The organism is Streptomyces sp. NPDC002133, from assembly GCF_040296405.1.
In the GTDB taxonomy this organism is placed as follows: domain Bacteria; phylum Actinomycetota; class Actinomycetes; order Streptomycetales; family Streptomycetaceae; genus Streptomyces.
The window spans coordinates 16,211-41,986 of record NZ_JBEOXF010000064.1 but is presented as its reverse complement, the minus strand read 5'-3'; the positions used below and the strand labels follow the sequence as shown (position 1 = coordinate 41,986).

24 protein-coding genes and 2 pseudogenes are annotated in these 25,776 nt (G+C 68.6%); 17 read left to right on the top strand and 9 right to left on the bottom strand.

Features of this window, described 5'->3' with window-relative positions; translation table 11 throughout:
* Nucleotides 1–994: 994 nt before the first annotated feature.
* From ABT078_RS35845 to ABT078_RS35820, 6 genes are all read left to right on the top strand, one after another.
* Nucleotides 995–1,534, top strand: coding sequence for a DEAD/DEAH box helicase family protein (locus ABT078_RS35845; protein WP_351235375.1), 540 nt, complete (start codon nucleotides 995–997; stop codon nucleotides 1,532–1,534).
* A 427-nt stretch (nucleotides 1,535–1,961) separates the two neighbouring features.
* Nucleotides 1,962–2,345, top strand: coding sequence for a hypothetical protein (locus ABT078_RS35840; RefSeq protein WP_351235373.1), 384 nt, complete (start codon nucleotides 1,962–1,964; stop codon nucleotides 2,343–2,345).
* Nucleotides 2,346–2,918: 573 nt separating this feature from the next.
* Complete coding sequence (locus ABT078_RS35835; protein WP_351235371.1) at nucleotides 2,919–3,836, top strand: hypothetical protein; 918 nt, start codon at nucleotides 2,919–2,921, stop codon at nucleotides 3,834–3,836.
* Nucleotides 3,809–6,007 (top strand): CHAT domain-containing tetratricopeptide repeat protein, encoded by a 2,199-nt coding sequence (locus ABT078_RS35830; RefSeq protein WP_351235369.1) that lies wholly within the window; start codon nucleotides 3,809–3,811, stop codon nucleotides 6,005–6,007. The genes ABT078_RS35835 and ABT078_RS35830 overlap by 28 nt, the downstream gene beginning before the upstream one ends.
* 44 nt (nucleotides 6,008–6,051) lie before the next feature.
* On the top strand, nucleotides 6,052–6,363 hold the full coding sequence (locus ABT078_RS35825; RefSeq protein ID WP_351235367.1) for a hypothetical protein: 312 nt from the start codon (nucleotides 6,052–6,054) through the stop codon (nucleotides 6,361–6,363).
* A gap of 424 nt (nucleotides 6,364–6,787) precedes the next feature.
* Nucleotides 6,788–7,063 carry a hypothetical protein gene (locus ABT078_RS35820; RefSeq protein ID WP_351235365.1) on the top strand — a complete coding sequence of 92 codons (276 nt, stop codon included), beginning with the start codon at nucleotides 6,788–6,790 and terminating at the stop codon, nucleotides 7,061–7,063.
* Nucleotides 7,064–7,397: 334 nt separating this feature from the next.
* On the opposite strand, the gene ABT078_RS35815 is transcribed toward ABT078_RS35820, so the two are convergent.
* From ABT078_RS35815 to ABT078_RS35805, 3 genes are read right to left on the bottom strand one after another with little or no spacing between them, the layout of a single operon-like run.
* Nucleotides 7,398–7,952 (bottom strand): TIGR03086 family metal-binding protein, encoded by a 555-nt coding sequence (locus tag ABT078_RS35815; RefSeq protein WP_351235363.1) that lies wholly within the window; start codon nucleotides 7,950–7,952, stop codon nucleotides 7,398–7,400.
* Nucleotides 7,949–8,491 (bottom strand): SRPBCC family protein, encoded by a 543-nt coding sequence (locus ABT078_RS35810; RefSeq protein WP_351235361.1) that lies wholly within the window; start codon nucleotides 8,489–8,491, stop codon nucleotides 7,949–7,951. The genes ABT078_RS35815 and ABT078_RS35810 overlap by 4 nt, the downstream gene beginning before the upstream one ends.
* The gene (locus tag ABT078_RS35805) at nucleotides 8,488–8,850 is read right to left on the bottom strand and encodes an ArsR/SmtB family transcription factor (protein ID WP_351235359.1); all 363 of its coding nucleotides are present in this window, start codon (nucleotides 8,848–8,850) and stop codon (nucleotides 8,488–8,490) included. The genes ABT078_RS35810 and ABT078_RS35805 overlap by 4 nt, the downstream gene beginning before the upstream one ends.
* Nucleotides 8,851–9,149: 299 nt before the next feature.
* Between ABT078_RS35805 and ABT078_RS35800 the strand changes: the two genes are divergently transcribed.
* From ABT078_RS35800 to ABT078_RS35785, 4 genes are all read left to right on the top strand, one after another.
* A complete protein-coding gene (locus ABT078_RS35800) occupies nucleotides 9,150–9,374 on the top strand; it encodes a hypothetical protein (RefSeq protein ID WP_351235357.1) in 225 nt (74 codons plus the stop codon).
* A gap of 40 nt (nucleotides 9,375–9,414) precedes the next feature.
* The gene (locus ABT078_RS35795) at nucleotides 9,415–9,972 is read left to right on the top strand and encodes a hypothetical protein (RefSeq protein ID WP_351235355.1); all 558 of its coding nucleotides are present in this window, start codon (nucleotides 9,415–9,417) and stop codon (nucleotides 9,970–9,972) included.
* 195 nt (nucleotides 9,973–10,167) lie between these two features.
* The gene (locus ABT078_RS35790; RefSeq protein WP_351235354.1) at nucleotides 10,168–10,977 is read left to right on the top strand and encodes a hypothetical protein; all 810 of its coding nucleotides are present in this window, start codon (nucleotides 10,168–10,170) and stop codon (nucleotides 10,975–10,977) included.
* A gap of 264 nt (nucleotides 10,978–11,241) precedes the next feature.
* Complete coding sequence (locus ABT078_RS35785) at nucleotides 11,242–11,859, top strand: hypothetical protein (protein WP_351235352.1); 618 nt, start codon at nucleotides 11,242–11,244, stop codon at nucleotides 11,857–11,859.
* A 252-nt stretch (nucleotides 11,860–12,111) separates the two neighbouring features.
* Here the strand turns inward: ABT078_RS35785 and ABT078_RS35780 are convergent.
* The 3 genes and pseudogenes from ABT078_RS35780 to ABT078_RS35770 form a co-directional block, all read right to left on the bottom strand.
* A pseudogene (locus ABT078_RS35780) lies at nucleotides 12,112–12,494 on the bottom strand (nucleotidyltransferase); the annotation flags it as partial.
* Between the two features lie 140 nt (nucleotides 12,495–12,634).
* Nucleotides 12,635–13,087, bottom strand: coding sequence for a DUF6188 family protein (locus tag ABT078_RS35775; protein WP_351235350.1), 453 nt, complete (start codon nucleotides 13,085–13,087; stop codon nucleotides 12,635–12,637).
* Nucleotides 13,088–13,526: 439 nt separating this feature from the next.
* The gene (locus ABT078_RS35770) at nucleotides 13,527–14,771 is read right to left on the bottom strand and encodes an IS110 family RNA-guided transposase (protein WP_502981476.1); all 1,245 of its coding nucleotides are present in this window, start codon (nucleotides 14,769–14,771) and stop codon (nucleotides 13,527–13,529) included.
* A gap of 279 nt (nucleotides 14,772–15,050) precedes the next feature.
* Here ABT078_RS35770 and ABT078_RS35765 point away from each other — a divergent pair, with 279 nt between their 5' ends.
* The 3 genes and pseudogenes from ABT078_RS35765 to ABT078_RS35755 all read left to right on the top strand — a co-directional run bounded on the left by ABT078_RS35765 (nucleotide 15,051) and on the right by ABT078_RS35755 (nucleotide 16,788).
* Nucleotides 15,051–16,145: a hypothetical protein gene (locus tag ABT078_RS35765; RefSeq protein WP_351235346.1), complete on the top strand. Its 1,095-nt coding sequence runs from the start codon at nucleotides 15,051–15,053 to the stop codon at nucleotides 16,143–16,145.
* 110 nt (nucleotides 16,146–16,255) lie between these two features.
* A pseudogene (locus tag ABT078_RS35760) lies at nucleotides 16,256–16,402 on the top strand (IS630 family transposase); the annotation flags it as partial.
* A 29-nt stretch (nucleotides 16,403–16,431) separates the two neighbouring features.
* Nucleotides 16,432–16,788, top strand: a complete 357-nt coding sequence (locus tag ABT078_RS35755; protein ID WP_351235345.1) for a hypothetical protein — start codon at nucleotides 16,432–16,434, stop codon at nucleotides 16,786–16,788.
* Nucleotides 16,789–16,892: 104 nt separating this feature from the next.
* Here the strand turns inward: ABT078_RS35755 and ABT078_RS35750 are convergent, their stop codons facing one another.
* Nucleotides 16,893–17,024, bottom strand: coding sequence for a hypothetical protein (locus tag ABT078_RS35750; RefSeq protein WP_351235343.1), 132 nt, complete (start codon nucleotides 17,022–17,024; stop codon nucleotides 16,893–16,895).
* A gap of 483 nt (nucleotides 17,025–17,507) precedes the next feature.
* On the opposite strand from ABT078_RS35750, the gene ABT078_RS35745 reads away from it, so the two are divergent.
* The 4 genes from ABT078_RS35745 to ABT078_RS35730 all read left to right on the top strand — a co-directional run bounded on the left by ABT078_RS35745 (nucleotide 17,508) and on the right by ABT078_RS35730 (nucleotide 24,401).
* The gene (locus ABT078_RS35745) at nucleotides 17,508–18,437 is read left to right on the top strand and encodes a MurR/RpiR family transcriptional regulator (RefSeq protein ID WP_351235341.1); all 930 of its coding nucleotides are present in this window, start codon (nucleotides 17,508–17,510) and stop codon (nucleotides 18,435–18,437) included.
* Between the two features lie 328 nt (nucleotides 18,438–18,765).
* A complete protein-coding gene (locus tag ABT078_RS35740) occupies nucleotides 18,766–21,657 on the top strand; it encodes an FAD-binding and (Fe-S)-binding domain-containing protein (protein WP_351235339.1) in 2,892 nt (963 codons plus the stop codon).
* A 202-nt stretch (nucleotides 21,658–21,859) separates the two neighbouring features.
* Complete coding sequence (gene murQ, locus ABT078_RS35735) at nucleotides 21,860–22,801, top strand: N-acetylmuramic acid 6-phosphate etherase (RefSeq protein WP_351235337.1); 942 nt, start codon at nucleotides 21,860–21,862, stop codon at nucleotides 22,799–22,801.
* 34 nt (nucleotides 22,802–22,835) lie between these two features.
* A complete protein-coding gene (locus ABT078_RS35730; protein WP_351235335.1) occupies nucleotides 22,836–24,401 on the top strand; it encodes a PTS transporter subunit EIIC in 1,566 nt (521 codons plus the stop codon).
* Between the two features lie 100 nt (nucleotides 24,402–24,501).
* Here the strand turns inward: ABT078_RS35730 and ABT078_RS35725 are convergent, their stop codons facing one another.
* Together ABT078_RS35725 and ABT078_RS35720 are read right to left on the bottom strand one after the other, a co-directional pair.
* On the bottom strand, nucleotides 24,502–24,666 hold the full coding sequence (locus tag ABT078_RS35725; protein ID WP_351235332.1) for a hypothetical protein: 165 nt from the start codon (nucleotides 24,664–24,666) through the stop codon (nucleotides 24,502–24,504).
* Nucleotides 24,667–24,958: 292 nt separating this feature from the next.
* A complete protein-coding gene (locus ABT078_RS35720) occupies nucleotides 24,959–25,537 on the bottom strand; it encodes a dienelactone hydrolase family protein (protein WP_351235330.1) in 579 nt (192 codons plus the stop codon).
* Nucleotides 25,538–25,776 lie beyond the last annotated feature (239 nt).

Here is a 25,776-nt window from a genome sequence, read left to right as displayed (position 1 = left end):
GAGCGTCAAGAACTCCATGATCACCATGGCTCGTGCCTGCTCGACTTCCGGGGTCGCCCTCATCAACGACGCACGCCTACTGCCGGGCGCTCTAACCTCGCCCACATCGCAGGTGCAGCACGCCGTCCGGCGCCGGCCATATGTTCGGAGCTTCGCCGGAACGCTGTCCGCCACATGGCCTTGGTCGAACACACCCGTGGTTTCTCGCCATTCATGGGCATGCCCGACCGGGCGGCAGACCCAAGGAGGCGACTCGCATCACTGCTGCCTCAGTGCTGCGGAAGAGACCTGGCGATGTAGCGAACACCGCGCCGAGTGTCCGCAGATCAGAGGCCTATGCCAACGAGGAAATCGAACGGCCTCCAGCCAGCGTCCACTTCGGTCTCTTTACACACCGACCAGGCTCATCATCCCGGCGGCTTTGTCGGTGCTCGCTGCTACATCAGTCCTCAGGGTGCAATGCAATCGGCGGTGCACCGACGTGGGAGGGGACAACGTATGCCGGGCAAGCCATCCGAGGGGTACTACCGGGTCCGCAGCCACTGGAGGCGCAAGCCGAGGCCGAGCGGGAAGAAGATGAGCGGCTGGACGATTGCCGGGCTGATCGCGGGCGTGTGGTTGTGGGGGTAGCTCATCGGCTTCGGCGAGGCCACCGAGCCTCACCCGCCCTCACCCACCCCGGCCGTCTCTGTGCCGGCGGGACGGTGATGGCCGGGCGGCGGCTCCGGCCGCGCATGCCCCGCGGCGCGGGGGAGTGGGCCGCGGCCGGGGTCGTCGCCCTCGCTGCGGTGATGCTGCTGTTGAAGACAGCCGTGGCCGCCTTCGAGGTGGCGGTACGCGCCTGGCCAGTCCTCGTCGTGCTTGCAGCCGCCAGCCTGCTGTACGCCCTGTGGCGGGCACGGCGATCGGCTCCGTCGGCTGCAGGTTCAGACGGTGGGTGCCTGGTAGGACACGGGTTGCTCACGAAACCGAGCCGAGTCGTAGGCTCCTGGGCATGCATGCTGACAATCTTCTGGAACCCCGTGCCCTCCTGATCAACGGCACCGTCGGCGTTGGCAAGACGTCGGTGGCCGAGGCGGTGGGCGGTCTTCTCACTGACGTCGCGGTACCCAATGCTGTCATCGACCTCGACTGGCTGAGGCAGTCTTGGCCGGCGCCTGCGGGAGACCGCTTCAACTTCGGCATGATGCTGCGGAACCTGCGCAGTATCGCCGGCAACTACCGTGCTGCTGGTGCAGTCCGGCTGATCCTCGCCGGTGTGGTTGAGGACATGGACGACCGGAAGCAGTGCGGCGACGCGGTCGGTATCGAACTTTCGGTGTGTCGGCTCCAGGTCGAACTGCCGGTGGTCCACCAGCGCCTCTCCCGCCGCCACGAGAACGAACCCGAAGCGCTGCGATGGCACCTGGACAGATCCGGTGAACTGGCCGGGATCCTCGACCGGGCACGAGTCGATGACTTTACCGTCGATGCCACCACGCGTTCCGTTGGCGAGGTTGCCACTGCCGTGATCGAGGCGGCTGGCTGGCAGTGACAGAGCCAGACCGGTTTCGCCGCGCCGGAAAGCGTGGATCTGAGGCGTGCCGGCATCTCCCGCCGCGCTGCGCTCCGCGACGCACTCGAGGCCCTGGATACCGACAAGTCGGCCACATTGAACGCCCGCGCATCATCAGCTGGCATGGTGGGAAGTCCCCGCAGAGGTGAGGCCCAAAGTCTGCTGGCCACCTCACCGCCCGAGCGTCGCGGCAGAGGTTTCCTCGCCGTTGGCTCAGCGCTGCCGCGGTCCAAGGGGGAGAATTTCCGCGGGCTGGGGGCGGTTACGTATCGGGCCTCTGCCGTTTGGCCGACGCATGTGGTGGAGGCCGTCGGCGCTGATGCTTGCGGAGGGGATTGAGGTACCAGGCCGGGCCGCGGCGCGGGTGCCCGGATCTTGAAGCACGCATCGGTCGTACACTCCCGCCATGACACACTCCTGGTATGTGCTGCTGGAAGAGCAGACCGTTGAATCGCAGCGCGTCGAGTCCCACGTTCTCGAGCTCCACCAGTGGAGTCTGACCTCCAGCCGGCACGTCGAAGGTGACAGGGAAGAAGCCGAGCAGGCGGCCAAGGACCTGGCCTTCCACTACATACCGGCAAGGATGCGAAGGCCCAGCCGTCCCGAGGACCGCCCCGGCAGAGCCGTTTTCCGGTCCGGTGACGGCGCATACCTGGTCACCCTTGATGACGGCCGCTATGAAGGGGAACACCGCCTCCGTATCACAGTCGCCGAGCTCATCCACACCGAGGAGCGGGTCGTAGGACCAAGGGAAAGCTTGGGAAAGCAGATCCGCAGAATCTTCAGCTGACACCAACTCAACCCTCATCCCAACAGCCGGCCCAGACCCGCGATCGACTGACGCCCTGCAGACGGATGGCTTCCGACCGTCCCTCACCGCCTGGGAGCTGTTCGACCCGCTCATCCACCACCTGGGTGGTGACGTGGAGCAGCGTCCAGAGGCGGTGGCGGGTGTCAACCCAGGCCCGGACCGGGCCGGTCTTCGACGGGGTGCCGTTGCGGCCTGTGCCCAGGACTTTCGAGGCAGCAGCTGAGTTCCACCGACGAGAGCCCTATGGTGCCCGCCGGTGAATGGGTACATAGCGCCAGAGTCGGCAGACCCCCAGGGTGGGACCTCGGCATCGGGAGGCTTAGCTTCCCGTTCTCGATGCCGGGAACGCCTGCGCGTCCCGCCTGCTCGCCCGCGTGCCGCCAGCCGGGCCTGTTCGCCGACACCCGCCGTTGCACGCTCGGCTGCTGGCGACGGCCAGCATCACTTACTTATCCGATCTTCGGCACAGATGCCGAAAACACGGTTCGTGAGCGGATTATCCGGATAGTCTCTCTCCTGTTGCCACGTGTTCGGCGCGCGCAGGGGGAGGCCATGGTGTATCTGCCTACCATCGAAGTGGGTGGAATCGGCGTCAACATAGCTGCCTATCACTACGGCCGGGTCCGTGTACCTGTTCCGTCGGGAAAGCTTGATGTGGGAAGCTACCGGCTGCAATTCGGCGAGGAGCTGCTGCGCGCAACTCGTCTCGGCGGCCATGATCCGGAGATTGTGGATGCCACACTCCTCTTCGCAGCCTGGTCAGTCGGTTGCGACCAGCGTCTGTCTCCGACGATCCGGCCGCTCCGCGACGCCACGGGCCTGCCCCTGACGGCAGAGCCTGATGCTCTGCGTCAACGGATCACCGAACTGACCGAACGAGCCGAGGTACTGCTGCACGGGGCCGCTCTGGTGTCGGCCCTTCGGGCGCTCGGGCGCCTGCTTACGCATTACCAGTATGGGCATCAGGTACGCCCCGAGGTCAGCACTCATGTGCACACTCTCATCAGTGAACACCGGCTCCGGGCCGGCCGGTCCTCGGCGCTTGCGGATGACGCGCACGCGCACCTTGCCGCGGCGGATCGGGTCCCGCAGAGCGGGCCGCTGCGTGCCTCGTTATGCGAACGGGGCTCTCGATGGTTGGCCGCAGCGCTGGCATGCGCATTCGACGAGCCCTGGAGCCCCTTCACTGCGTACCGGCTTGAACGAGAGCTCAAGGAGCACAGAAGCCAGCTTGCGGATCTGCCCGCCGAATCCGCTTTGCTCGACAGCGCCTTGGGCGAGCTCCTCCACAGGAACCGTGAGAATCATGACCGTTTCGAGGAGCTGGTGTCAGCAGGACGCGATGACATCTTCGTCTACCTGATCGAGAAGTGGAAGCAAAGCACTCCTCCCGCTCCCGGCACCGAGATGCTCTACAGCCAGCTGCAGAAGCTGAGAGAGGCGTGGCCGTCGTGGACGAGCATCGTTTGAATTCTCCGCCCGAGCAGACACCCGACGACGAGATCGGGCGCATGGTTCTGTCGGCGCTCAACGAGGCACGCCGACTGGAGGGCCGCTCACCTGCCCAAGCACTGCATGTCCTGCGCCAGGCCATGCAGCGCATCAACGTCTCTCCGGACTTCGGAAGTGACGCTCAAAGCCGGCTCAAGAACGACGGGATCCTGCGTTTCACCCTGCCCCCGCTCGCGTTGGCTCTACGGGCAGCCGAGGCACACGCCTCGGCGTTGACCGGCCAATGGACACAAGCTCCGCACGCCTTCATTGCCATGTACGAGCAGCTCAACCCGTCTCTGCCTGAAAGCAACGTGCTCCTGCGGATCTCCATGAACAGGCTGCGGATGCTGGCAGCCAGCATGCACCGTCACTGGGAAGCAGTGCTCAGCTTCGCGCTGGACCAGATCGACGCTCTCGACGGCCCTGCAGCCGCAGCGCGGTTGTGGGGAGAGACGGACGCCGTAGCACGGGACCGTTACCGGAACGAAGCCCTGGCCAGTGTGGCCGTCGCCTCTTCCCACCTGCAGTTGCCTCACACCGCCAAGTCCCTGTATCGCAAGGTCATGGCCACACAGGAGGACGACTCCCCAGAGCGAGCTGCCGTCCTTACCCAGTACGGTGCGCTACTGTTCAAGACCGGTGAACGCGACGAAGCATTCAGATGCTACGACCGAGCCGTGCAGATAAGTGCTGCACTCACCGAGCCGACTCTTCTCGACGTGCAGCAGCACATCCGGGCTCTGAGATTCCGCGCCGACTGCTTTCTCCGCAATGATCAGCACACCTCGGCACTCGAGGACACTCTGACTGCGCTGAGGCTGTGCGACAAGGCCCGCGACCTGTCTCTCTACCAATCCGCGCGCTCCGCCGATTCTGTGGTCGTCGACCACATCACCTTCCTGCTCCAGGTACTCAATCACGTGCCGGCTGCTGAAGTTGTCCCTGCCGCAGCCGTAGAGGTCTTCCTGCTCAGTGCCAATTCCTCAGCTGCCGCTGCCCTGCGGACGCGCCGCCGGGCCAACCCCCACACCTTGCGCTACCTCAGTGACAGCACGGTCGCCTCCACTGTCAGCGCAGAGCTGAGTACTTGGTGGCGTCCGGTAGACGAACAGGACATCACCGACGCACTCCACCCGCAGCAGCCGACCCTCATGATCGCGGCCACGTGGGCAGGAGACGACTCTGCCGGCGGATTCACCCTCTTCCTGCCGGGCGGCGGCGCAGCTGTCTTTCATCCGTGGCAGCTGGACAACGAGGCCTGCGAAGCCTGCGGCCTCAAGTCCTGTGCGCCAGCCCGCCTCTTCCATGAGCTCCTCAATCCGCCGCCGGGCAGCGGCAGCCAGGATCCCTCCGCTTGGCACCTCAGCCCCCAGGACCCTGCCCTGGCCTGCCTGGCTGCCCGCCTGCTGCCCCGCGAACCGCTCACAGCGGTACTCGAGAACGCAGCGCCGGAATCAACCTTGAAGATCTGCCCGCTCGGTCCCCTGTGGCGCCTGCCGTTCGCTGCCCTGCCCGTTGGCGATCAGCCCCTCGGGACGATACTGCCCATCGTGCTCGGGACGCCTAACGCGGTTGCCGCCCCGATGTCCCGCAAGCAGGCCTGGCTTTCCCACTTCGACCTGGCTCTCCCGCTCGCCTTGACCGACTTGTCGAACGTGGTGCAAGAAGCTGCACGGCGAGAGGTCGAGCTTACGCTGGTCGATACGAAACAAGAGCTCCAGCAGCAGCTCGGCAACAACCCGTCACTGATCGTCCTGAGCTGTCACGGCACCGGCGTCGGAGCTGGACAGACCCTGCACATGGCAGGGGGAGACACACTCAACGCCAACGACTTTGAGCCGGTGCCGGCCGGAAGCACCTTCATCATCGACTGCTGCTGGACCGGCGCCGTCCACGACCCGCAAGGCATGGAAGCGCTGAACCTGCCTCTCACCCTTCTGGCGAAGGGAGCCCACAGCGTCATCGGCGCCATCGGGCCAGTCAACGACCACCACGCCTCGGCACTGCTCCACCGCGTCCTGCCGCAACTCCAGCAGCCCGGAGTGACCCCGGCCACCGCCTTGTTCCGAGCCTGGCGCTCCGCACTCGAACAGGACTCCGACATGCCACTGAACGCTTGGGCCTCCTTCAACACCGTCGCCCGGTAGACCACCACCTGCCAACGCAGATCCCCTTTCAAGGAAGCGAGTGAATGCTGATGCCGGTGACCCGCGTGACCGTCGCTCCCGACAGCAAGAACCATGCGCAGCACCTTGCCGCCGAGTTGGTCCGCTCCGGATTCCAGACCGAACCGGCGTCCAAGCCCGAGACGGACCGCTCCGGCACAGCCGAGGTTGTCAAAGAAGTCGCCATCGTCTTCTTCGTCCACGGCGCCTACGACCTGGTCAAGGCGACCGTCGCACGGTGGCGCGCCAAGGCGGGCGTACCGGAATCGCAGATCGACGTCGAGCCGGACTCCGGGCCTGACGCACCGGACGACACGTCGCCCCACGACAAGCCCTGACCACCTCAGGGGTCCGCCCCATTCCGCTTCGTCTCCTGCCACCTACGGAATTCAGCTCCGCACGGTGATGGGGCACGGCGGAAGGCTTGCGACCGACGAAATGCATCTCTGGGGTGGCGAGGCGGCTCATCCACCCCCTACCGACAGGTCCTTGGCCACCTACCCACGGTGAGTCTCGTACGCCCTTTTGGTGTGGTTGAACGCCCCAACCGGGAGCCCCGCTTCCCGCCGCGGTGGATACGAGGTCCGACGAAGGTGCCTTCACCGACGTCGAACTTGGGCTCCAGAGCAGCGGAGCGAAGATCCTGGACAGCAGCACAGTGTCGGCGAAAGCCGGCGTGATCCGTTTCATGACTGAGGGTGGGGAATCGGTATCGCTGACCAAGGAGTTGCCGAAGTTTCGGCGACGCGTCCAGGGTGGGCGGTGGCCGGCGCTGTCGTGGCTGTTGCGGCAGGTGCAGGCCTGTGGTTCTGGGCGCCTTGGGTCCACCGCAGCCCGTTCACGGCCTACACCGTCGGCGTGCAGGATGAGGACTACACCGTTCCTGGCTCGGCACCGGGAACCTGCGTGCGCACGTCGGCCTCCGAAGAAGAGACCGTCCTCTACGACGAGGATGGCAATCGGCCGGCCGCGGGACACGCGCCCAAGGAAGGCGAGCGCATGGTTCCGAATTCGGAGACCGGGCCGGGGACTGCTTGACCATTACTCGAATCGACGGCGTCCCCGGCGGCCGGGGCCGTCAGGTCCCCAAGGTCCCCCGCACCGTCTGTGCGAGTTCTCCGACCGCGACGACGAGCGGGGTCACCGGCTGGACGAACGCGGTCAGGCGGTCCAGGGCGCGCTGTAGGACCGGGGGCTGCTGGGGCTCTCGGCGTGGCCGGCCAGACTGCGGGACATGAACGTGAGGAACGTCCACCGGATGTGCGCTTCGGCATGGGAGATCTGCGCTTGTAGTCCCTTACCTTGCGCCTGGCCCGCATCGTCCACGAGTTACTCCGTTCCACCCCCGCCTCCTGGGCAGCACGAGTCACACTCAGGGCTTACGGCCGATGAAGGCGAGCAAGCGAGTCTGTACGTCGGCGCTTTCGGGTACCTCGACCCGTGGTCCGTACTGCCCGCTCTTGCGGAGCACGTCGTCGAGCGGCAGCATCCCGTCGAGCAACTGGGCGCACCTGCCGGGGTCGAGGCGCTCCTCCTGGCCGGTGGCCCGCGCCAGGTCCCAGGTGTGCATGAAGACGTCGGCGGTGTAGAACCGGTCGACCGCCTGGTCCAGCGGGACCTCTCCGATGTGCTGGTTCGACAGCATCCTCTGCGCCGTGGCCGGATCGTCGAGGAGGGCCTGCACCCCGTCGCTGTGCACCGTCCAGGTTGCCACCGGGTCGTCGTCCACCGACGGCCCTTTCGGCAGTTCGACTCCGGCGCCGGCCTTCAGGAAGTCCGGGAACCACTCGACAAGGTGGCGCACCACATCCCGGGCGACCCACCCCTCGCACGGCGCTGGGTAGTCCCATGCCCCGGGACGCACTCCGCGCACGCGGTCCGTGAATACCCCTGCGACGGTGCGGTGCTCATCGGCTGCCCTCGTCATGATCTCAAGCCTTCCATCTCGGTACGTCGGTCGGCGTTGCCGCTCTGGCGGCCGCTGAGCAGTTCGTCAAGCCGCTCGTGGCCTTCCCGGACGCCGCGTTGCATGCCGCTCTTGATCATCGAGTCGCGGGCCTCGATGGAGTCCATAAGGGATTTGGTGGTGACCCGGGTGCGACCGCCGAGGTCCTCGAAGGCGGTTGTCTCCAGGCTGACGCCGTCCGGGAAGCCGTCGAAGGCGAAGGTCTGCACGATGCGCTCGTTGAGGCGTACCTCGTGGAACACGCCGCGGAAGCCGTACTGCGTCCCGTCGTCCTCGCGATGCACATAGCGGTACGACCCACCGCTGCGCGCTTCGTACTCGTCGATCCGCATGGTGAGCCGACGCGGGCCGAGCCACTGGACGACCAGGTCAGGATCGGTGTACGCCCGGAACACGCGCCCCGGCAAAGCGTCGAACTCCCGGATGATGAGGATGGTGGGCAGAGCCGGGTCGGCCACGATCTCCGTCTCGTGCCGGCGGTTCGCCTCCGTGGTGCTCACGATGCCGCCTCCTTCGTCGGGGTGCCCGTCACCGGCTGTTCCTCCATCTGCTCGAGGACGGCATCGAGCTGACGGAAACGGTCCTCCGCCTCGCGCCGGTAACGCTCGATCCATTTCGTCATCAGGTCGAAGACCTCTCCCTCAAGGCGGCAGGGCCGCCGCTGAGCGTCCCTGCTGCGACTGACCAGACCGGCGTCTTCCAGGACCCTGATGTGCTTGGACACGGCCTGCACGGTCACGTCGTACGGCTCGGCCAGTTCGTTGACCGTGGCATCCCCGGCGGCCAGCCTGGCCACGATGTCGCGCCGGGTCGGGTCGGCCAGAGCGGAGAACACCCGGGACAGCCGGTCGTTGGCCATCTCGCACCTCGCATCTTCAACCAATCGGTTGAGTAAACCTAGGCCGGGCCTGCGGCGTTGTCAACCGACTGGTTGAATAGCGGTCGACGCACCGGACGGCTACGGCCGCCGCCCGAGATGCACACCCGGGCGGCGGCCGTCCGTGTTCCCTGTCCCGGCCGCCCCCAGTGCGTTCCCAACGCTCTCCGAAACACTGTCTATCGACGCCGATCCGAACGGCAAGCACACGCCCGACCTGCTGCACATCGCTATGACCGGCAGGAAGAGGTTCAGACACAGCTTCTGTTGCGGAGCACCGCATGGAGACCAAGCACCTCGCCCGGCTGCAGTTCGAGGCGGACGGCCCGGCCGTCGAGGGCGAGTGGAAGGTTCCCGCCACCGCCCAGGACCGGTACACGGAGTGGGTCGGGCTCGACGGCACCGACCCGGACGTGGTGATCCGGCTCATCGAGGAGACCGACGGCCGCCAACGCACGGTCAAGACCTGGACGGCACAGGGCGAGGTCGAGGGACCGAAACCCTGAGCATTTTGGAGCCCACGTGCCGTGCGGGAGCGTGTGCGCCATGCCCAACACCTTGTGGACCCTTCTGGTGGCCGCCGGCACCGCCGTCGTGACCACCATCGCAACCGGCCTGCTCGTCACCCCTCGGCTGGACGCCCGCAAGAAGCGGATCGGGGAGGCCCACGCCGCCCGTGACACCTTCAGCACTCACCTGATGACGGTCCTTTGGGCGTGCACGCTCCTGCAGCAGCTCCCGGCGGACGATCCGGACTGGACGCCCGTGCTGCGGGAACGCCTGAAAGGCGAGCGGGAACGGTGGTTGCAGCAGATCGACGACGCCACTCGATGGATGTTCGACCACACCCCGGCGTACGCCGGTAGCTGGCCCGCCCGCCAGCTGATCGACTTCGCCGTCGCCTACGCGACCAATGCCCGGATGCTCGTGCTGTCGGAGCGCGAGGAGGCCACCAAGCTGGAGCTGCTGTTCGCACTGACCACCCCGGTCCAGCGCCAGTTCTTCACGTTCTGGTGGACCCGAGCGCACCACTACTCCGCCGACCGCCGGACGTTCGCCGAGACCCTCGCCCGCCTCGCTCCGGAACCGACCCCTGCATCGTAGAGCGGCCGCACCGGCACCCGAAAGTTACTGAATGCCCATAATTATCCTGTGGGTTCGTTCCGGTCACCCGGACGGGCGAATGCCGGACTGCGCCCAAGCGCCGTCGAGTGCTGACGGGTCGCTCCGGCCGCGAATCGTCCGTCAAACGTCAGGCTTTCCCTGACGAATTGCTACTGTCAGGGATAGCCTGACGACATGAGTGATGAAGAGAGCCCCGCCCCGCGGGTGGGCGTCACCACGTCCGAGTCGAGACCGGCGACGCTGCCTTCGCTCGACGAGGCGTACGTCGCCCACGCCGACGCCCTCAGCCGCCTCGCCGCCGACGCTTTGCGTGACATCCCGCTGGAGCTACGCGCGCTCGACCGTGAGTACGGCGGCTTCCTGAGCGCGGCCCTGCACCTGCGTTACCTGGCCGACGTCCTGGTGGAGAAGGCCGTCATCGTCGAGAAGGAACGCGGCGCCAGCTGGACCGACATCGGCAACGCCGCGGGGATGACCAAGCAGTCCGCCCACGAGAAGTGGGGCACCGCGGTCGGAGCCTGGACGGTGGTCAACCAACGCCGGCACCCTACCGAGTTCGGCTCCGCCCACCTCGCCCGCCGTATCGACGAGTGGTACGCCGAGCTGCACCCGGACGAGGAACACGCCATCACAGCCGGGCTCGCGTCGACCGACCCCACGCGCGGTGTCGCCGAGGCCCAGGCCGCAGCCGCCCACCGGGTCGCTGCCCGGCTGCTGTACGCCCGGCTGGACGAGCTGAAGAAGGAGAACGCCGTGGCGTTCAACGCCGCTTTCGAGGCCACCGGCACCGACGGCCACGCCGCCGCCCGCCAGCGCCGGGCCGACATGCGCACCGCCCAGGCCGAGGTGTACGAGCAACTGGCGATCGCCGAGCCGACGATCGCCGACGAGCACCGCGCCCGCGCCAAGAAGCAGCGCGAGCTCGCTGCCTCTGTCCTCACCCCCGGCCCGAGCAGGCTTACCAACGAGGAGACCGGGCAGTGAGCAACCGCGGCTGTCCGTCGCAGTCGGCGTAGCCGTCCACGGTGCGGTGCGGCTCGATGCAGCCGGCGTGGGCGCGGTCGGGGTCGTAGGCACGCAGCCACCACAGCACTGGCGCGGCCGCGCTACGGCCAGGTGGCGTGTAGCTCTCTGTGATGCTCAGGGCTTCACATGGGCAGCCGGGCTGCCCGCAACGTCCATCGGGTCGCTTCGCTGTCAGACGCGTCACGCATACTCGGGGCGGTCAGTCGGGCAACAGGAGTGGGCGTGAAAGAGTTGCAGGACGGCGTAACCCGACTACTGGCTCACGCAGTGAAAGCGGAGATCGAGTCAGAGAGCTGTCCGACCTGGCTGCGGCGGCCGGGGCGGATCGAGTGCCTCGCCATGTGGGAGACGGTGTCGGCGATTTACGGCGCGCTCACCGGGCTGGTCCTCCCCGGGCTGGCCCCTTCTCGTGAGCGGCGAAGTCTGGACGTCCTGCTGACCTACGAGAACGGGGAGCAGCAGATCCTGGAGGTCGACGAGAAGCAGCACTTCACCGGGGCCCGCGCCCTGACCCTGGAGTACTATCCGGCGGGCGTGAAGCTCGGCTTCGATGCCTCTCAATGGCTGGCCCGCTCACGGGCTCTTACCGGGCGCGAGCCCGGTGGTGGCTTCGGCAAGCCGAAGCCACCGATGTTCCCCGGCGACGGAGGCCGCCATCGGCAGCGCGCCTTCAGGGACGCGCTGGCAGATCTACTGCCACCCGTGCACGGCTGGCTCCCGACCATCCGGATCAGCGATACGGAGGTCACCGCCATCACCTCCGCACCGGATGCGATCTCGTCGCTCAGGGCACTGCTCCACGAACGCGGTGTACCAGCCTCGTATCTCGTCTTTGGGTGAGGCTCGGCGGTCGGCCATCATCGACCAAGGCCGAAGCACGCCCGCCCGGCCAGCGGATCACCTGGCCGGGGGCGGCGCTTCCCCGCGCGTTTGAGGAATGTTCTGTCTCCCGCGTTGAGAACAACCTGCTTCCGCCCTGTTCTCGTACTAACTACGGCGAACGGACATGTAGCGCCGTGTGAGGCTGGGGCGGGAAAGGTGGGACCCCCTGGTCACAGGGACAGCACCTCAGCGGAGCTCAGGGCAACTCACGGGATGTCGCACAAGTGGGTGGTCGCTGGCCAGGACTACCGTGAGAACCAAGGCCAGGTCCGGCATCGGGCCGGCCGTGGAAACCCGCCCGCCTGGAATTCGTCGCGCAGCCACTCGCCGTAGAGGAAGTTTCCGATCAGCGGGAACCGCCAGGGGCGGACCTCGGACTGGACGACGACAGTGAGTTCCACCGGCCGGACGGCCGGCGTGAGGCCGGAGATGTGCAGCAGGCCCTCAACAAGCGCCCGCCGCCTCCGCTCGTCAAGACTCCGCCGTGTGACGGCCAGGACGTCCAGGTCGCTGGCCGGGGTGCGAATGCCGAGGTCACCAGTTTGCTCGCGCCCGGCGACAGCACGCGCTGAGTCGGTTGCCTCAAAGCTGATAGGTCCGTCGTTCAGCCGACGCCAGCATTATTCAGTGTCCTCCTGTGGCAGATGCCGTTGGACGGCGATGTCAGCCCACAGCGTGGCGAGCGTGAAGTCGGCGTCCCCGAACGACTCCTGGGTGATCCGCGGGCAGATTCTCAGGGCTTCGGAGTTTGACCTTGTGGATTCTCACCTGTTGCCGAGGGCGACCAGACGGCAAGTTCCCCACCGGGCAGCGAGACGAAGCGCCATCCTCGCAGTCCTGTGATCTGCCAAGCTTCGAACGACGTGTCCGCCGAACACGTCAGATGCGTGCCACTGTCGAACACCATCCGCAGGGCGCCGGACTTGAACGCCACCGCGGACAGGACTTTCGCCCCGAACAGTGGAAGAGCCCCAGCCACGTCCTGGGACTCCGGCGTCAGAGGCAGGCCAGGACTGGTGTGGAGTGACCCTGCCGAGAGCCGAGCTGGCGCTTCCAGCACGACTTCCCACCCGGCGTCGAGGGCGAGCGTCAGCCGAAAGTCGATGCAGATCGTGGCGACACTCATGCCTCGGAGGTTCAGGACCCAGCGGTCCTCATGCTCGAACGCTTCCACTTCAGTGCTCATCACCGCACCATGGTCCACTCCATCGCAGGCGCCAAGGGATTTTGCTCCTCCTCGGCGTCACCGTCTGCTGTGCCGACGACGCTCACCGCCCATGGAGGTTCCGTAGAAGCCAGCTTCGCTGAGAATTCGAGGAGAGGCGTTCGCAACCATCCTGGCAAACCGGCAGCTCAGGGCTAGATCAACAGGCGAGTACAGTGCGATGGGACACCGAGCGCGATCCGGCCGCACGGCGTAACGCGCCCCGGTGAACGTGACGTGGACATAGTCGGCTTCCAGTTGCCGCGGTGTTCGGGCTCCTTGAAATTCCCCAGCCCCGCTCTTCGCGTCACTTGGTTGCGGGCTCAACCGCGCCGCCGCCTCGGGGGGGATCGGCCCCACCACGTTTTTGCGGGACGAGCTCAGCACAAGTCATCGCTAAAAGGTGCCCCTATGGTTTTCGTCAAGCGGTAGCGGTTGTGGGTGGCTGGTAGAAGGTGCCGTCGCGGAGCATGGCGAAGAGGACGTCGATGCGGCGTCGCGCGAGGCAGATGATCGCGGCGACGTGGTGTTTGCCTTCCCGTCGTTTTCGGTCGTAGTAGGCACGTGAGTCTGGCTGGGACAGAGAAGCGAAGGCGGCGAGGTAGAAGGCGCGTTTGAGTTGTCTGTTGCCTCGCCGGGATGGCTGTTCGCTTCGGATGGAGGAGCCGGATCTGCGGGTGGCGGGAGCCAGGCCCGCGTAGGCGGCCAGGTGTCCGGCGGTGGCGAAGCTGCTGCCGCCGCCGACATCGATGAGGATCCGGGCTGCGGTCCTGACCCCGATGCCTGGCATGGAGGTCAGGACCTGGGCAAGAGGGTGGGCCTCCAGCAGTTCCTCGATCCTTGCGGCAAGGAGTTTGCGCTGGTCCAGGACCGAGACGAGCGACCGGGCGAGGCTGGGAAGGATCAATGCGGCAGCGTCGGTCCCCGGGACGACGACGGTCTGCTCGTCGAGTGCGTCGAAGATCTCCTCGACGAGACGTTCGGCCATGCGTGGAGCCTTGGGCCGCAGCATCGATATCAGCCGCCGACGGCCGGCTTTCCTCAACTGGGCGGGAGAGCCGTAGCGTTCGAGGAGAAACAGGACTGCGGGGTGGTCCAGGCGTGGGCCCAGGACCCGCTCGAGGGAGGGGTGGATCTGGGTCAGCAGCCCGCGCATCCGGTTCTTGACGCGGGTGACCTCACCGGCGAGGTCGTCATCGAACCCCACGATCATCCCCAGCTCGGCAACCGTTTCGTCGTCCGATGCCAGATCTCGAAGGGTGTGCGGCATGGTGCGGGCGGCGCCGGCAATGATCGCCGCATCGCGGGCACCGGTCTTCGCCTCGCCCGGGTAGAGATCGGCGATCCGCCGCATCGTCAGCCCCGGCAGATAGGCGACGCGGCAGCCCGCATCACGGGCCACGGCCAGCGGCAGGGCCCCAATCGAGGCTGGCTGGTCCACCACGACCAGCACGGTGCCGTGCCTGGCCTGCAGCTTCTCGAACAGTTCTCGCAACCGCGGCTCGCTGTTGGGCAGCGGCCTGTCGAAGACCTTCTTGCCCGCCGGAGTGAGCGCGGTGCCGTGATGCTCGCCCTTGCCGACGTCCAGTCCGAGGTAGACATCGATCTCGTCCGCGTCGTTCACAACCCCTCCCGAGCAGATCCCTCCCGGCCTCGTCTGCGGCATCAGCGTGCCAGCATCCACGTTACGAAGGCCTGCCCCACCCAAAGTACGGATGCAGACGGTCATGCCCCTGATCAGCGGTCTGCCGATGCCTCCGAGTCCGGTGACACCACCTTTTCGACCATGATCGACAGGGGGCTCAAGTCATACCGGGCACGGAGGCCGGGAACCCCATTGCGGGGCCACGAAACGGTAACGGGGAGACTTGGAACGATAGGACGTCGAGGGAGACCGTGAAGCCACCGTGGAGGCTCCTGGCGGGGCGCCGGAAGAGGGGGACAGATGGCGGCACCGAGGATGGTGTGGGGGGAGCCGGACCCGAACCTTGAACTGGCCGCGGAGGCGGGTGACGTCGGGGCGATGAAGGCTCTCGGAAAGCACCTTTACGAGTCCCATGCCGGCCTGGAGCACGCCGAGCGGTGGCTGCTCGCCGCGGCCGAGGCCGGGGATCACGAGGCGATGTACCGCCTGAGCAGGGTCTGCTGGGATCTCGCCGTCAACAGGCACCCGAACGGCAATGCGGACGAGGCCAGATCGGCCGACTGGTGCAGGCGTGCCGCGCAGGCGGGATGGCCCGAGGCGGTGCGAGCCATGGGCTGGACGAGGGGCCTCAGCGCCGACGAACGTGAGTTCTGGCTTCGGTGCGCAGTGGAGGGCGGGGACCTGTGGGCGATGACCTCCCTGGCAGAGCTGGCCAAGAAGCGGAAGCGGCTCGACGACGCTGAGCACTGGTACCGGATGGCGATCGCCCACGGTGTGTCCTACGTGCGTACCGATCTGGCGTACCTGCTCACGAGGCAGGGGCGGTTGAGTGAGGCGGAGGAGTGCGTGCGGCCGGAGGCCGAGGCGGGCTCAGCGAGAGGCGCCTGGCAGCTGGCCGACGTACTGAAGGAGCTCGGTCGGATGCAGGAAGCCTCCGCATGGCGGGAAACATACGAGGTTCTGCGCGCCCGGGAAATCGAGGAGAGCGGCCCACTGCGGTTGGGCACCTCACCGGAGCTCGCCACGGTCGTCGTCACCGCGCTGGTCACCACCGCCGTTGTACCTTTCGTCCAGGCACTCGTCGCCAAGGCTGCCGAGGACGCCTACGGACAGGCCAGGGGCCTCGTCCGCCGGATGCTGCGCCGGAACGGGGAGCCGGGACCGGCCGTCGAGGCCCTCGAGGAGTCCACGCGCGATGATGAACCCGGCCTCCTCATCGCCGACGACACAGAGGCGGGGATCACCCTCTTCGTGTGGTCGAATGCCTCGGACGAGGCACTGCGGGCTCTGTCGTCGCTTGACATGGACGAGCTGACGGCCCGCAGACCGGACCAGGGCAGGGTGCGCCTCGTGTGGCATCCCGCGACCGGCAGGTGGCACATCCGCGGGGAATGACACACCGTCTGTGCGATCTAGTGCTGTATCAGACAACGTTTGCCCTGGTGTGATGTTGACGCGCCGTCTCGGTGCTGTGCCGGGCGGCACGTGTCCGTCACGCTGTCCGGGTGGCGGAACGAGTACGTGCACGCGAGATCGACGATGACGAGGGCAGACGGCTGCTGCGGATCATCCGCCGGGGCACCGGGTCGGTGGTGACCTGGCGGCGGGCTCAGATGATCCTGCTGTCCGCGCAGGGCATGCCGGTGACGAAACCCAGCCCGTCACGGATCCACTGCAGACGATGATGTCGCTGCCCGCCGTGGCCCGCGCACAGCCCACGGCCGACCCGCTCTCGCGGGCCGGCCGCCTGGTGCAGCGGCTGTACGACACCGCCCCCGAACTCGATGCGGAGCTGGGTGGCATTCCCGTGCGCGGCACCTGGGCGCCTGCCGACGCGCTGGGCCCCGCCCAGCACGAGGTACTGCTGGCCGTCCTGGCCGAACAGCCCCCACGCCAGGCCGGTGTGCGAGAGCGTCTCGCACGGGCAGCCCCGTACATGCGCGTGGCTTGTATGGGCGTCGGCGACGGCTGCCGGCGGCCGGTCCCGCCCGTTTGCCCGGACCAAGCGGGTGTGATGAAACCGCCCCGGGGTCGGTAGAGATCTCACGACGTCTGGGATGGGGATGAGTGGCGCCATCGTGACGGCTGTTGCCGGGGTCGTTGCGTGCGACGTCGGATGTCCGGCGTTGCTCGCGTCGAGGTTCATTGCGGCGTGGCGTCCTGCTGTGGTTGCCGAGGGGCGGTGCCGGCACCGTTCCTCGCGCCGGTCAGCTTCACCTTCTCGGCCACCAGGGCGGGCAGACCGCACCGCGCGGCCAGGCGAATCGTCGGCACGAGCCCGGCATGCGCGATCAGGTCCAGGTCGCCGAACGCGGCGAACAGCGTGGTAGGGCTGTGGGAGACCTTGACTTCAGAGGTGCCTTGCTTCGTGGGACTGATGAGAGGGTAGGAACTCCCATCACCCCAGGTCAGCGGGCACCTCTTCCTATTTCGCCGTCCGCAGACCGACTATCGCACGATGTATCCAGGTTTGATAGTCAAGCTGTCAGCCGTTGCGCTCTGGGGGCGTAGGGCGGTGTCATCGGATTGAGGCGGCGGGTGGCCGGGGCCGAGGGCGACGGAGGTCCTTTGCCCACGCCCCGCCTCCCATTCCGCCGCCCCGTCGTCGCCCCGGAACCATCGCTCCCGCCCTCGTGTGCGCGCGCACGAGCAGGCCCACTCAGGTACCGCCCGCCGCGTCACCGACGTGACCCGGTCTTGTGATTAACTGCCTGTCAAGGTGAGTACACCCCCGTCGTCCGGTGCAGGAGGAAGCCGATGAGCCGCCGGGACGAGCCCCTCACGCCGGAGCCGGAGCGCGGCCCCGCTGGCGGGAGTGGAGCCGATGCCCTCACCCGTATCCGCGCCGGCCGGCCCACGCTGCCGCCCTCGGAGCGGCGGGTGGCCGACGCTGTGATCTCGGACCCGGCCGGAAGCTCGGAACTCTCCATCGGCGTGCTCGCCGAACGAGCCGCCACGTCACCCGCCACCGTGCTGCGCTTCTGCCGGACGCTCGGCTTCGGCAGTTACCCCCAGCTGCGGCTCGCCCTGGCCGCCGCGGTCGCGCACGAGCGGGCGGTCGGCGGGGAGCAGTCGGCGCTGGGGACCGACATCGATCCGTCCGACACCCTGGAACAGATCGTCAAGAAGATCATCTACAACGAGGTCCGCGCGCTCGACGAGACCGCCCGCAGCGTCGACCCCGAGGTCCTCGGCCGGGCCGTCGACGCCATCACCGCGGCCCGGCGCATCGACATCTTCGGCGTCGGCGCCAGCGCCTTCGTCGGCCAGGATCTGCACCAGAAGCTGCACCGCGTCGGCCATATCGCGTTCGTGTGGACGGACGTCCACGCCGCCCTGACGGCGACCGCGCTGCTGGGGCCCGGCGACGTGGCGATCGGCATCTCCCACTCAGGGGAGACGGAGGACACTGTCGAGCCGCTGGCTGCGGCCGCCGCTCGGGGAGCCACCACCGTCGCCCTCACGAACTTCCCCCAGTCCGCCCTGGCGGAGGCGGCCGACCTCGTCCTCACCACCTCCGCCCGCGAGACACCGTTCCGTTCGGGGGCCACGGTCAGCCGGATCGCCCAGCTGGCCCTGATCGACTGCCTGTTCGTCGCCGTGGCGCAACGCTCCTACGAAGCCGCCGCGGCGGCCCTCCAGGAGACCTACACCGCCGTGCAGCGGCGCCGGCGGCGTCGCCCGTAGCACCTCTGCCGGCACGCGAGCCGTTCGCGAGTCCCCCCGCCTGCGGGAGCCCCAGATCCCCTCCCTGCCGGAGCCCCGGAGTTCCGGTCTGCCATGCGCCCCGGCCTGCCCGCCCCCCCGCATGTAATTAAATTACATGTCACACAATCCAGACGTAAGTTATTGACATGCCGCGATGTTGATCCCGATACTCCCTTGAGCCGCGGCCCGGCCGGACCGCGCGCCGACAGGCCCCGGCCCACCGAGTGGGCCGCGCCGCCGCGCACCCGGTCGCCGCGCACAGACCCACTGTCGTCCCGCGCCGAACCGGCGGCGCCGCCGAGGAGCCATGAGCCACCCCACCGTCTCCGCTACGCCCGCCTCCGTCACACCCCCCACCGACCAGCGCCTGGCCGAACTCCTCGCCTCGTGCGTCGACGACCCGGCCCGGGTGACGACCGCGCTGCCCCGCCGGATTGCTGCGGCCCACGACGCCTCCCCGTACCTGTTCACCCCTCGCGCGGTGGTCCGCGCGGCGTCGGCCGGCGAGGTCGGCGCGCTGATGGCCGGGGCCCGCGCGGCCGGCGTCCCGGTGACCCTGCGCTCGGGCGGCACCAGCCTCGCCGGTCAGGCCGGCGGCGACGGCATCCAGATCGACGTACGCACGCACTGGCGCAACGCGGAGATCCTCGACGACGGGCACCGGGTCCGTCTCCAGCCCGGACTGACCGTCCGCCAGGCCAACGCCCGGCTCGCCCGGTACGGCCGCCGACTCGGCCCGGACCCGGCGAGTGAGAGTGCCTGCACCATCGGCGGCCTGGTGGCCAACAACTCCAGCGGCATGAACTGCGGCACCCGGGACAACGCCTACCGCACCATCGAGTCCCTGCGGTTCGTGCTGCCCTCCGGCACCGTCGTCGACACCGCGGACGCCGACGCCGACGAGGCGTTGCGGGCGCGCGAGCCCGAACTGCACGCGGGGCTGATGCGACTGCGGGAACGGGTCCGCGGATCGGCCGCGTCGCGGGCCACGGTGGAGCGGCTCTTCGCCATGAAGAACACCATGGGGTACGGACTGAACTCGTTCCTCGACCACTCCACCCCGGCCGACGTCCTCGCCCGGCTCATGATCGGCAGTGAGGGCACTCTCGGGTTCGTCGCGGAGGCCGTCTTCCGCACGGTCCCGCTCCTGCCGCACACCGCCACCGGACTGCTCGTACTGCCGGGGTTCGCCGAGGCGACCGACTGCCTGCCCGCGCTGCTCGCCGCCGGGGCCCGCACCGTGGAGCTCCTCGACGCCGCATCGCTGCGGGTGGCGCAACGGTCCGCCGATCCGGTGGAGGCCCTGCGCGGCCTCACCGTCACAGGCCACGCGGCCCTGCTCGTCGAGTTCGCGGAGGACGACGCAGAGGCGCTGGAACACGCCGTCGCCGCCGCCCACCCCGCGCTGCGGCTGCTGCCCACGGTCACCCCGGCCGTGCTGACCCGTGACGCGGGGGAGCGGAACCGGCTGTGGCGGCTGCGCAAGGGGCTGTACACCGCGGTCGCCGGCGCGCGCCGCCCCGGCACGACGGCCCTGCTGGAGGATGTGGCGGTGCCGATGGAGCGGCTTACCGCCACCGGCGAGGGCCTGATCGACCTGTTCGCCCGGCACGGCTACGACGACGCGGTGATCTTCGGGCACGCGCGGGACGGCAACCTGCACTTCATGCTGACCCAGGACTTCGACTCCGGCGGAGAACTGGACCGCTACGCCCGCTTCACCGACGACATGGTCGACCTCGTCCTCGGAGCCGGCGGCACGCTCAAGGCCGAGCACGGCACCGGGCGTGCCATGGCCCCGTTCGTCCGGCGCCAGTACGGCGACGAACTGTACGAGGTGATGCGGGAGCTCAAGCGGTTGTGCGACCCGCACCAGTTGCTGAGCCCTGGCGTCCTGCTCGACGACGATCCCCAAGCGCACCTCGGCCACCTGAAGAGCGTTCCGGAGGTCGACCCGGCCGTGGACGCCTGCGTCGAGTGCGGCTACTGCGAACCCGTCTGCCCCACGGCCGACGCCACCACGACCCCGCGTCAGCGCATCGCCCTGCTGCGCGAGATCGCCCTCGCCGAAGCCGCGGGTGACGACGACAGGCGCCGCGCCCTGGAGGACGACTACGGCTACGCGGCGGTCGGCAGCTGCGCGGTCGACAGCCTGTGCGTCACCGCCTGCCCCGTCCACATCGACACGGGCGAGGTCATGAAACGGCTGCGCGCGGACCGGCACGGCAAGGCGGCCCAAGGTGTCGCCGACCGGGTGGCGCGGCACTGGGAAGGCACGGTCACGGGCGTCCGTACGGCGCTCAAGGCCGCCCATGCCGTCCCGCTGCCCGTCACCCGGGCGGCAGCCCGGGCGGTGCGCGGACTGGGCGCCCGGGAACTGGTGCCCGTATGGACCCGCGACATGCCGCGCAGCGGGCCGGACCGCCCCGCTCCACGGCACCCCGCCGAGGCGGAGGCCGTGTTCTTCGCCGCGTGCATCGGCAGCCTCTTCGCCCCCGAGGAGGACGCCGGCCGGACCGTGGGATCGGCGAGCGCGTTCCTGCGCCTGTGTGAACGGGCGGGGGTCCCGGTCGCCGTACCGGACGGACTGGGCGGCCTGTGCTGCGGCACCCCCTGGCAGTCCAAGGGGTACACGCAGGGCCACCGCACCATGGCGGTCCGCACGCTGGACGCCATGTGGACGGCCACCGACCACGGCAGGCTGCCCGTCGTCTGCGACGCCTCCTCCTGTACGCACGGTCTGGAACGGCTGGCCGACTCGCTGCCCGAGGAGGACCGTGCCCGTTATGCGGCCCTGCGGTTCGTGGACAGCGTGGCCTTCACCGCCGAGCGGCTGCTGCCCGCCTTGCCCGCTGTGCGGCCCCTGGGGTCCATGGCCCTGCACCCCACCTGTTCGACCACCCACCTGGGCGCCGACGACGCCCTGCGAACCGTGGCCGCCGCCTTGAGTCCGGACGTGACGGTGCCCGACTCCTGGGGTTGCTGCGCCTTCGCGGGTGACCGGGGACTGCTGCACCCCGAGATCACCGCGGTGGCCACGGCGCGTCAGGCCGCCGAGATCAACACCCGCACGTACGACGCCTACGCCTCCTGCAACCGGACCTGCGAGATCGGGATGACCCGCGCCACCGGGCGGCCCTACCGGCACATCCTCGAACTCCTCGACGAGGCCACCGCCCCGGCCGTGGCCGGGATGTGACCCACTGATCGCCTGTGGAGTCTTGACGCGACTCCGCGCCGAAAATATGTTTCGTTTGGTCGGAGCGAAGTGAAAGAAATTTTCATCGCTGTCTCTCGTGTCACACGGACCAGCCGACCCCGCTCGCCGTCGCGTATGACTGAAACGCGCCAGAGTTACCGAATCCATCAGAATGTCAGAACCGCAGGAGTCGTGAACGTTCATGTCTACCCAGGACGCCGTGGGGAACGGCCTACTGCGTGACCAGCTGGCCACCATGGCCACGGAGGCGCACCGCCCCGAACTGGCGGACATCGACCGCCTGTCCACGCTGGACATCGCCCGCCACATGAACGCCGAGGACGCGACCGTCAGCGCGGCGGTCGCGGACCGGCTCCCCGAGATCGCCGCCGCGATCGACGGCATGGCCGAGCGGATGGCCCGGGGCGGACGGCTCGTCTACGCCGGGGCGGGCACCGCCGGCCGGCTCGGCGTGCTGGATGCCTCCGAGTGCCCGCCCACCTTCAACACCGACCCCTCGCAGGTCGTGGGCCTCATCGCGGGCGGGCCGGCCGCCATGGTCACCGCCGTCGAGGGTGCCGAGGACTCCGAGGAGGGAGCCCGGCAGGACCTGGACGGACTGAAGCTGACCGCCGACGACGTGGTGGTCGGCATCTCCGCCTCGGGCCGTACCCCGTACGCCGTCGAGGCCGTCCGCCACGCGCGGTCCCTCGGCGCCCTCACGGTAGGGCTGTCCTGCAACGCCGGCAGCGCACTGGCGGCGGCCGCGGATCACGGCATCGAGGTCGTGGTCGGCCCGGAGACCGTGACGGGCTCGACCCGGCTCAAGGCGGGCACCGCGCAGAAGCTGGTGCTCAACATGTTCTCCACCATCACCATGATCAGACTCGGCAAGACCTACGGGAACCTGATGGTCGACGTCCGCGCCTCCAACGAGAAGCTGCGGGCGCGCGCCCACCGGATCGTGGGCCTCGCGACCGACGCCTCCGACGAGGCCATCGCCGCCGCGCTCGCCGCCACCGGCGGCGAGGTCAAGAACGCCATTCTCACCCTGCTCGGATCCGTCGACGCACAGACGGCCGAGCGCCTTCTCCAGGACGCGCACGGGCACCTGCGCAGGGCCCTCGAAACCGCAGCCGCCTGACGTACCAACCGATACTCACAGCAAGGCCGATCTCTTGGCGAACGAGAACAAGTACCGCGACACCGCGGCCGCCATCCTGCCCCTCGTCGGAGGAGCGGGGAACGTGGCGTCGGTGGCCAACTGCATGACCCGGCTCCGGCTGGGCCTGCACGACCGGACCCTGGTGCAGGAGGAACAGCTCAAGGCACTGCCCGCGGTGATGGGCGTCGTCGACGACGACACCTACCAGATCGTGCTCGGACCGGGCACCGTCGCCCGCGTCACCCCGGAGTTCGAGACCCTGGTCGAGAACGAGCGCGCCGGGGCTCCCGCGGCAGCCGGCGCCCCGGGCGGCGAGCCCGTGACCGCCGAGGACCTCGCCGCGCAGGGCGCGGCGCTGCGCGCGGAGCGCAAGGCGCAGAACGCCACCCCCTTCAAGCTCCTGCTGCGCCGCATCGCGAACATCTTCGTACCGCTGATCCCGGCCCTCATCGGCTGCGGCATCATCGCGGGCCTGAACGGCCTGCTCGTCAACCTGGGCTGGCTGCCCGGCATCACCCCCGCGCTCGCCGCGATGGCCTCCGGGTTCATGGCGCTCATCGCCGTGTTCGTCGGCTACAACACGGCGCAGGAGTTCGGTGGCACACCGATCCTCGGCGGCGCCGTCGCCGCCATCATCGTCTACGCCGGCGTGGCCAACGTAGAGGCGTTCGGCCAGGAGCTCTCCCCAGGTCAGGGCGGTGTCCTCGGTGCCCTGGGCGCTGCGTGGCTCGCCGTGCAGATCGAGAAGTGGTGCCGTCGCTGGGTCCCCGTGTCCATCGACGTCCTGGTCACCCCTACCATCACCGTGCTGGTGGCCGGTCTGGCCACCCTCTTCGGGCTGATGTTCCTCGCCGGTGAGGTCTCCACGAAGATCGGTGAGGGCGCCAACTGGCTGCTCTCCAACGGCGGCGCGGGTGCCGGACTGATCCTCGGCGGCCTGTTCCTGCCGCTGGTCATGCTGGGCCTGCACCAGGCGCTGATCCCGATCCACACGACCCTCATCGAGCAGCAGAGCTACACCGTGCTGCTGCCTATCCTCGCGATGGCCGGCGCGGGCCAGGTCGGCGCGGCGATCGCCGTCTACTTCCGGCTGCACCGCAACACCTCGATCCGTACGACCATCAAGTCGGCGCTGTGGCCGGGCTTCCTCGGCGTGGGCGAGCCGCTGATCTACGGTGTGTCCCTGCCGCTGGGCCGCCCGTTCATCACGGCCTGCACCGGCGGCGCCCTCGGTGGCGCGTTCGTCGGGCTCTTCAACCAGCTGGGCACCGACGTCGGCTCCACCGCGATCGGCCCGTCGGGCTGGGCGCTCTTCCCGCTGCTCGACGGCGATCACGGACTCGGCCAGACGGTGGCCGTCTACGCCGCCGGCCTGGCCGTCGGCTACCTGGGCGGCTTCGTCGCCACGTACTACTTCGGCTTCACCAAGACGATGCTCGCCGAACTCAACGTGGCACCTGCGCAGCCCGCACCGGACACCGCCGCCGCCCCGGCGGGCGCCGGAGCGAACCCGTCGGCGACCGCCGGCAGGGACCCGTCGGCGGCGCCGACCGCGCCGACCGGCGTCCCGGTCAGCTGAAGGCCGACCGCCGGAGAACCGACCGCGGGGCGCTCACCGTTCTCCTGAACGGTGACCGCCCCGCGGTGTTCCGTGGACGGCGGCGTGAGCGGCGCGCCGGTCACGCCAGTCGCTTGAACAGATGGACGTCCTCGGCGCCGCCCGGGAGCGGGTATCCGAACTTCAGCTGGCCACTGGCCCGTTTCGGGTAACGCCAGGTAATCGCCGGCTCGTCGGGTGCGTGCAGGCGATCACCGGGAGCCCCGCCGTGGGAGAAGCCCGTCATCACGCGAACGATCGAGGTGGCCAGGGTGTGTACTACATGTCCGTGACGGCGGGGTGGGGCCGTTGCTGTGGCTCGTCCGAGTGGTCTCGTGGGGCGGCCCGTCCACTGGGATGGTGGACGGGCGTGGTGAAGCCAGCGTGACAGGATCGGGTGATGATCCCGGTTCGGCGATGCGGGCTTTGAGGTCGGTGACGCGTCGGTCCTGGAAGCGGAGGTTGGAACGGGCGGCCTGTGGCGTGGGGATCTTCGCCGTAGCACCGACGAAGTAGCCCCTGAGCCCGAGGGTGCTGGGCTATTTGATGCGGTCGAGGAACTCGAGCACCCGATGAGTGGCCTGCGTTGCGGCATGCTCGTCGTGCGATGGAAGGCTGCTGTCGGTGAACAGGTGCCTGTCACCGGGGTAGAGGAACAGCTCGGCATCCGCCGCCGTCTCGACGAGCGCGCGGGCCGCGTCCACATCGCCCTCCCCGGCGAAGAACGGATCTGCGTCCATGCCGTGGACCTGGACCGGGACGTCCCGGGGCCAGACACCGCCGAACTCCGAGACCGGGACGCATGCCTCGAGCAACAATGCACCCTTTGCGCCGGGGCAGGTCTGGGCAAGCTTCTGCGCCGGCAGGACGCCCAGCGAGAACCCGAGGTAGACGAGCTCCGCGGGCAGCCCCTCGGCGGCGGCGGTTCCGCGCTCGATGATCGTGCGGAACCCGGTGCTCTCGGCGTAGCCGATGCCCTCCTCGAGGCTGTCGAATACCTGCCCCTCGAACAGGTCCGGGACGTGGACGGTGTGTCCGGCCCGTCGCAGCTGCTCGGCGAATTCGCGGACGCCGTGGGTCAGCCCGTGCCCGTGGTGGAAAACCAGCACCTCAGCCATGTCGCTCCCCTCGTGCTGCGGCGCCCGGATAGCGCCGCGGCACGAGTATGACCCGCAGCACTGACATCCGCGGTCCCCAGCCGGGCAGCCTTGTAGGGCGCAGAGGGGCGACGCGTAGGGGGTGTCCGGCGGCTTGCGTTCGCGCAACGTATCGGACAAGGTCCGGTTCCTTCGCTGCCTTCCGGGCATCACTTGCGCGTGCCCGGCCTGATGCGCGGGTGGGGCCGAGGATGCGGGCG

What these genes read in the sequence shown, in the direction of transcription:
- ABT078_RS35845 (WP_351235375.1), top strand. Translation starts at nt 995, where the DNA reads ATGCATGCTGACAATCTTCTGGAACCCCGTGCCCTCCTGATCAACGGC.
- ABT078_RS35840 (WP_351235373.1), top strand. Translation starts at nt 1,962, where the DNA reads ATGACACACTCCTGGTATGTGCTGCTGGAAGAGCAGACCGTTGAATCG.
- ABT078_RS35835 (WP_351235371.1), top strand. Translation starts at nt 2,919, where the DNA reads ATGGTGTATCTGCCTACCATCGAAGTGGGTGGAATCGGCGTCAACATA.
- ABT078_RS35825 (WP_351235367.1), top strand. Translation starts at nt 6,052, where the DNA reads ATGCTGATGCCGGTGACCCGCGTGACCGTCGCTCCCGACAGCAAGAAC.
- ABT078_RS35815 (WP_351235363.1), bottom strand. Translation starts at nt 7,952, where the DNA reads ATGACGAGGGCAGCCGATGAGCACCGCACCGTCGCAGGGGTATTCACG.
- ABT078_RS35805 (WP_351235359.1), bottom strand. Translation starts at nt 8,850, where the DNA reads ATGGCCAACGACCGGCTGTCCCGGGTGTTCTCCGCTCTGGCCGACCCG.
- ABT078_RS35800 (WP_351235357.1), top strand. Translation starts at nt 9,150, where the DNA reads ATGGAGACCAAGCACCTCGCCCGGCTGCAGTTCGAGGCGGACGGCCCG.
- ABT078_RS35795 (WP_351235355.1), top strand. Translation starts at nt 9,415, where the DNA reads ATGCCCAACACCTTGTGGACCCTTCTGGTGGCCGCCGGCACCGCCGTC.
- ABT078_RS35790 (WP_351235354.1), top strand. Translation starts at nt 10,168, where the DNA reads ATGAGTGATGAAGAGAGCCCCGCCCCGCGGGTGGGCGTCACCACGTCC.
- ABT078_RS35775 (WP_351235350.1), bottom strand. Translation starts at nt 13,087, where the DNA reads ATGAGCACTGAAGTGGAAGCGTTCGAGCATGAGGACCGCTGGGTCCTG.
- ABT078_RS35770 (WP_502981476.1), bottom strand. Translation starts at nt 14,771, where the DNA reads ATGCCGCAGACGAGGCCGGGAGGGATCTGCTCGGGAGGGGTTGTGAAC.
- ABT078_RS35765 (WP_351235346.1), top strand. Translation starts at nt 15,051, where the DNA reads ATGGCGGCACCGAGGATGGTGTGGGGGGAGCCGGACCCGAACCTTGAA.
- ABT078_RS35755 (WP_351235345.1), top strand. Translation starts at nt 16,432, where the DNA reads ATGATGTCGCTGCCCGCCGTGGCCCGCGCACAGCCCACGGCCGACCCG.
- ABT078_RS35745 (WP_351235341.1), top strand. Translation starts at nt 17,508, where the DNA reads ATGAGCCGCCGGGACGAGCCCCTCACGCCGGAGCCGGAGCGCGGCCCC.
- ABT078_RS35740 (WP_351235339.1), top strand. Translation starts at nt 18,766, where the DNA reads ATGAGCCACCCCACCGTCTCCGCTACGCCCGCCTCCGTCACACCCCCC.
- murQ (WP_351235337.1), top strand. Translation starts at nt 21,860, where the DNA reads ATGTCTACCCAGGACGCCGTGGGGAACGGCCTACTGCGTGACCAGCTG.
- ABT078_RS35725 (WP_351235332.1), bottom strand. Translation starts at nt 24,666, where the DNA reads ATGACGGGCTTCTCCCACGGCGGGGCTCCCGGTGATCGCCTGCACGCA.
- ABT078_RS35720 (WP_351235330.1), bottom strand. Translation starts at nt 25,537, where the DNA reads ATGGCTGAGGTGCTGGTTTTCCACCACGGGCACGGGCTGACCCACGGC.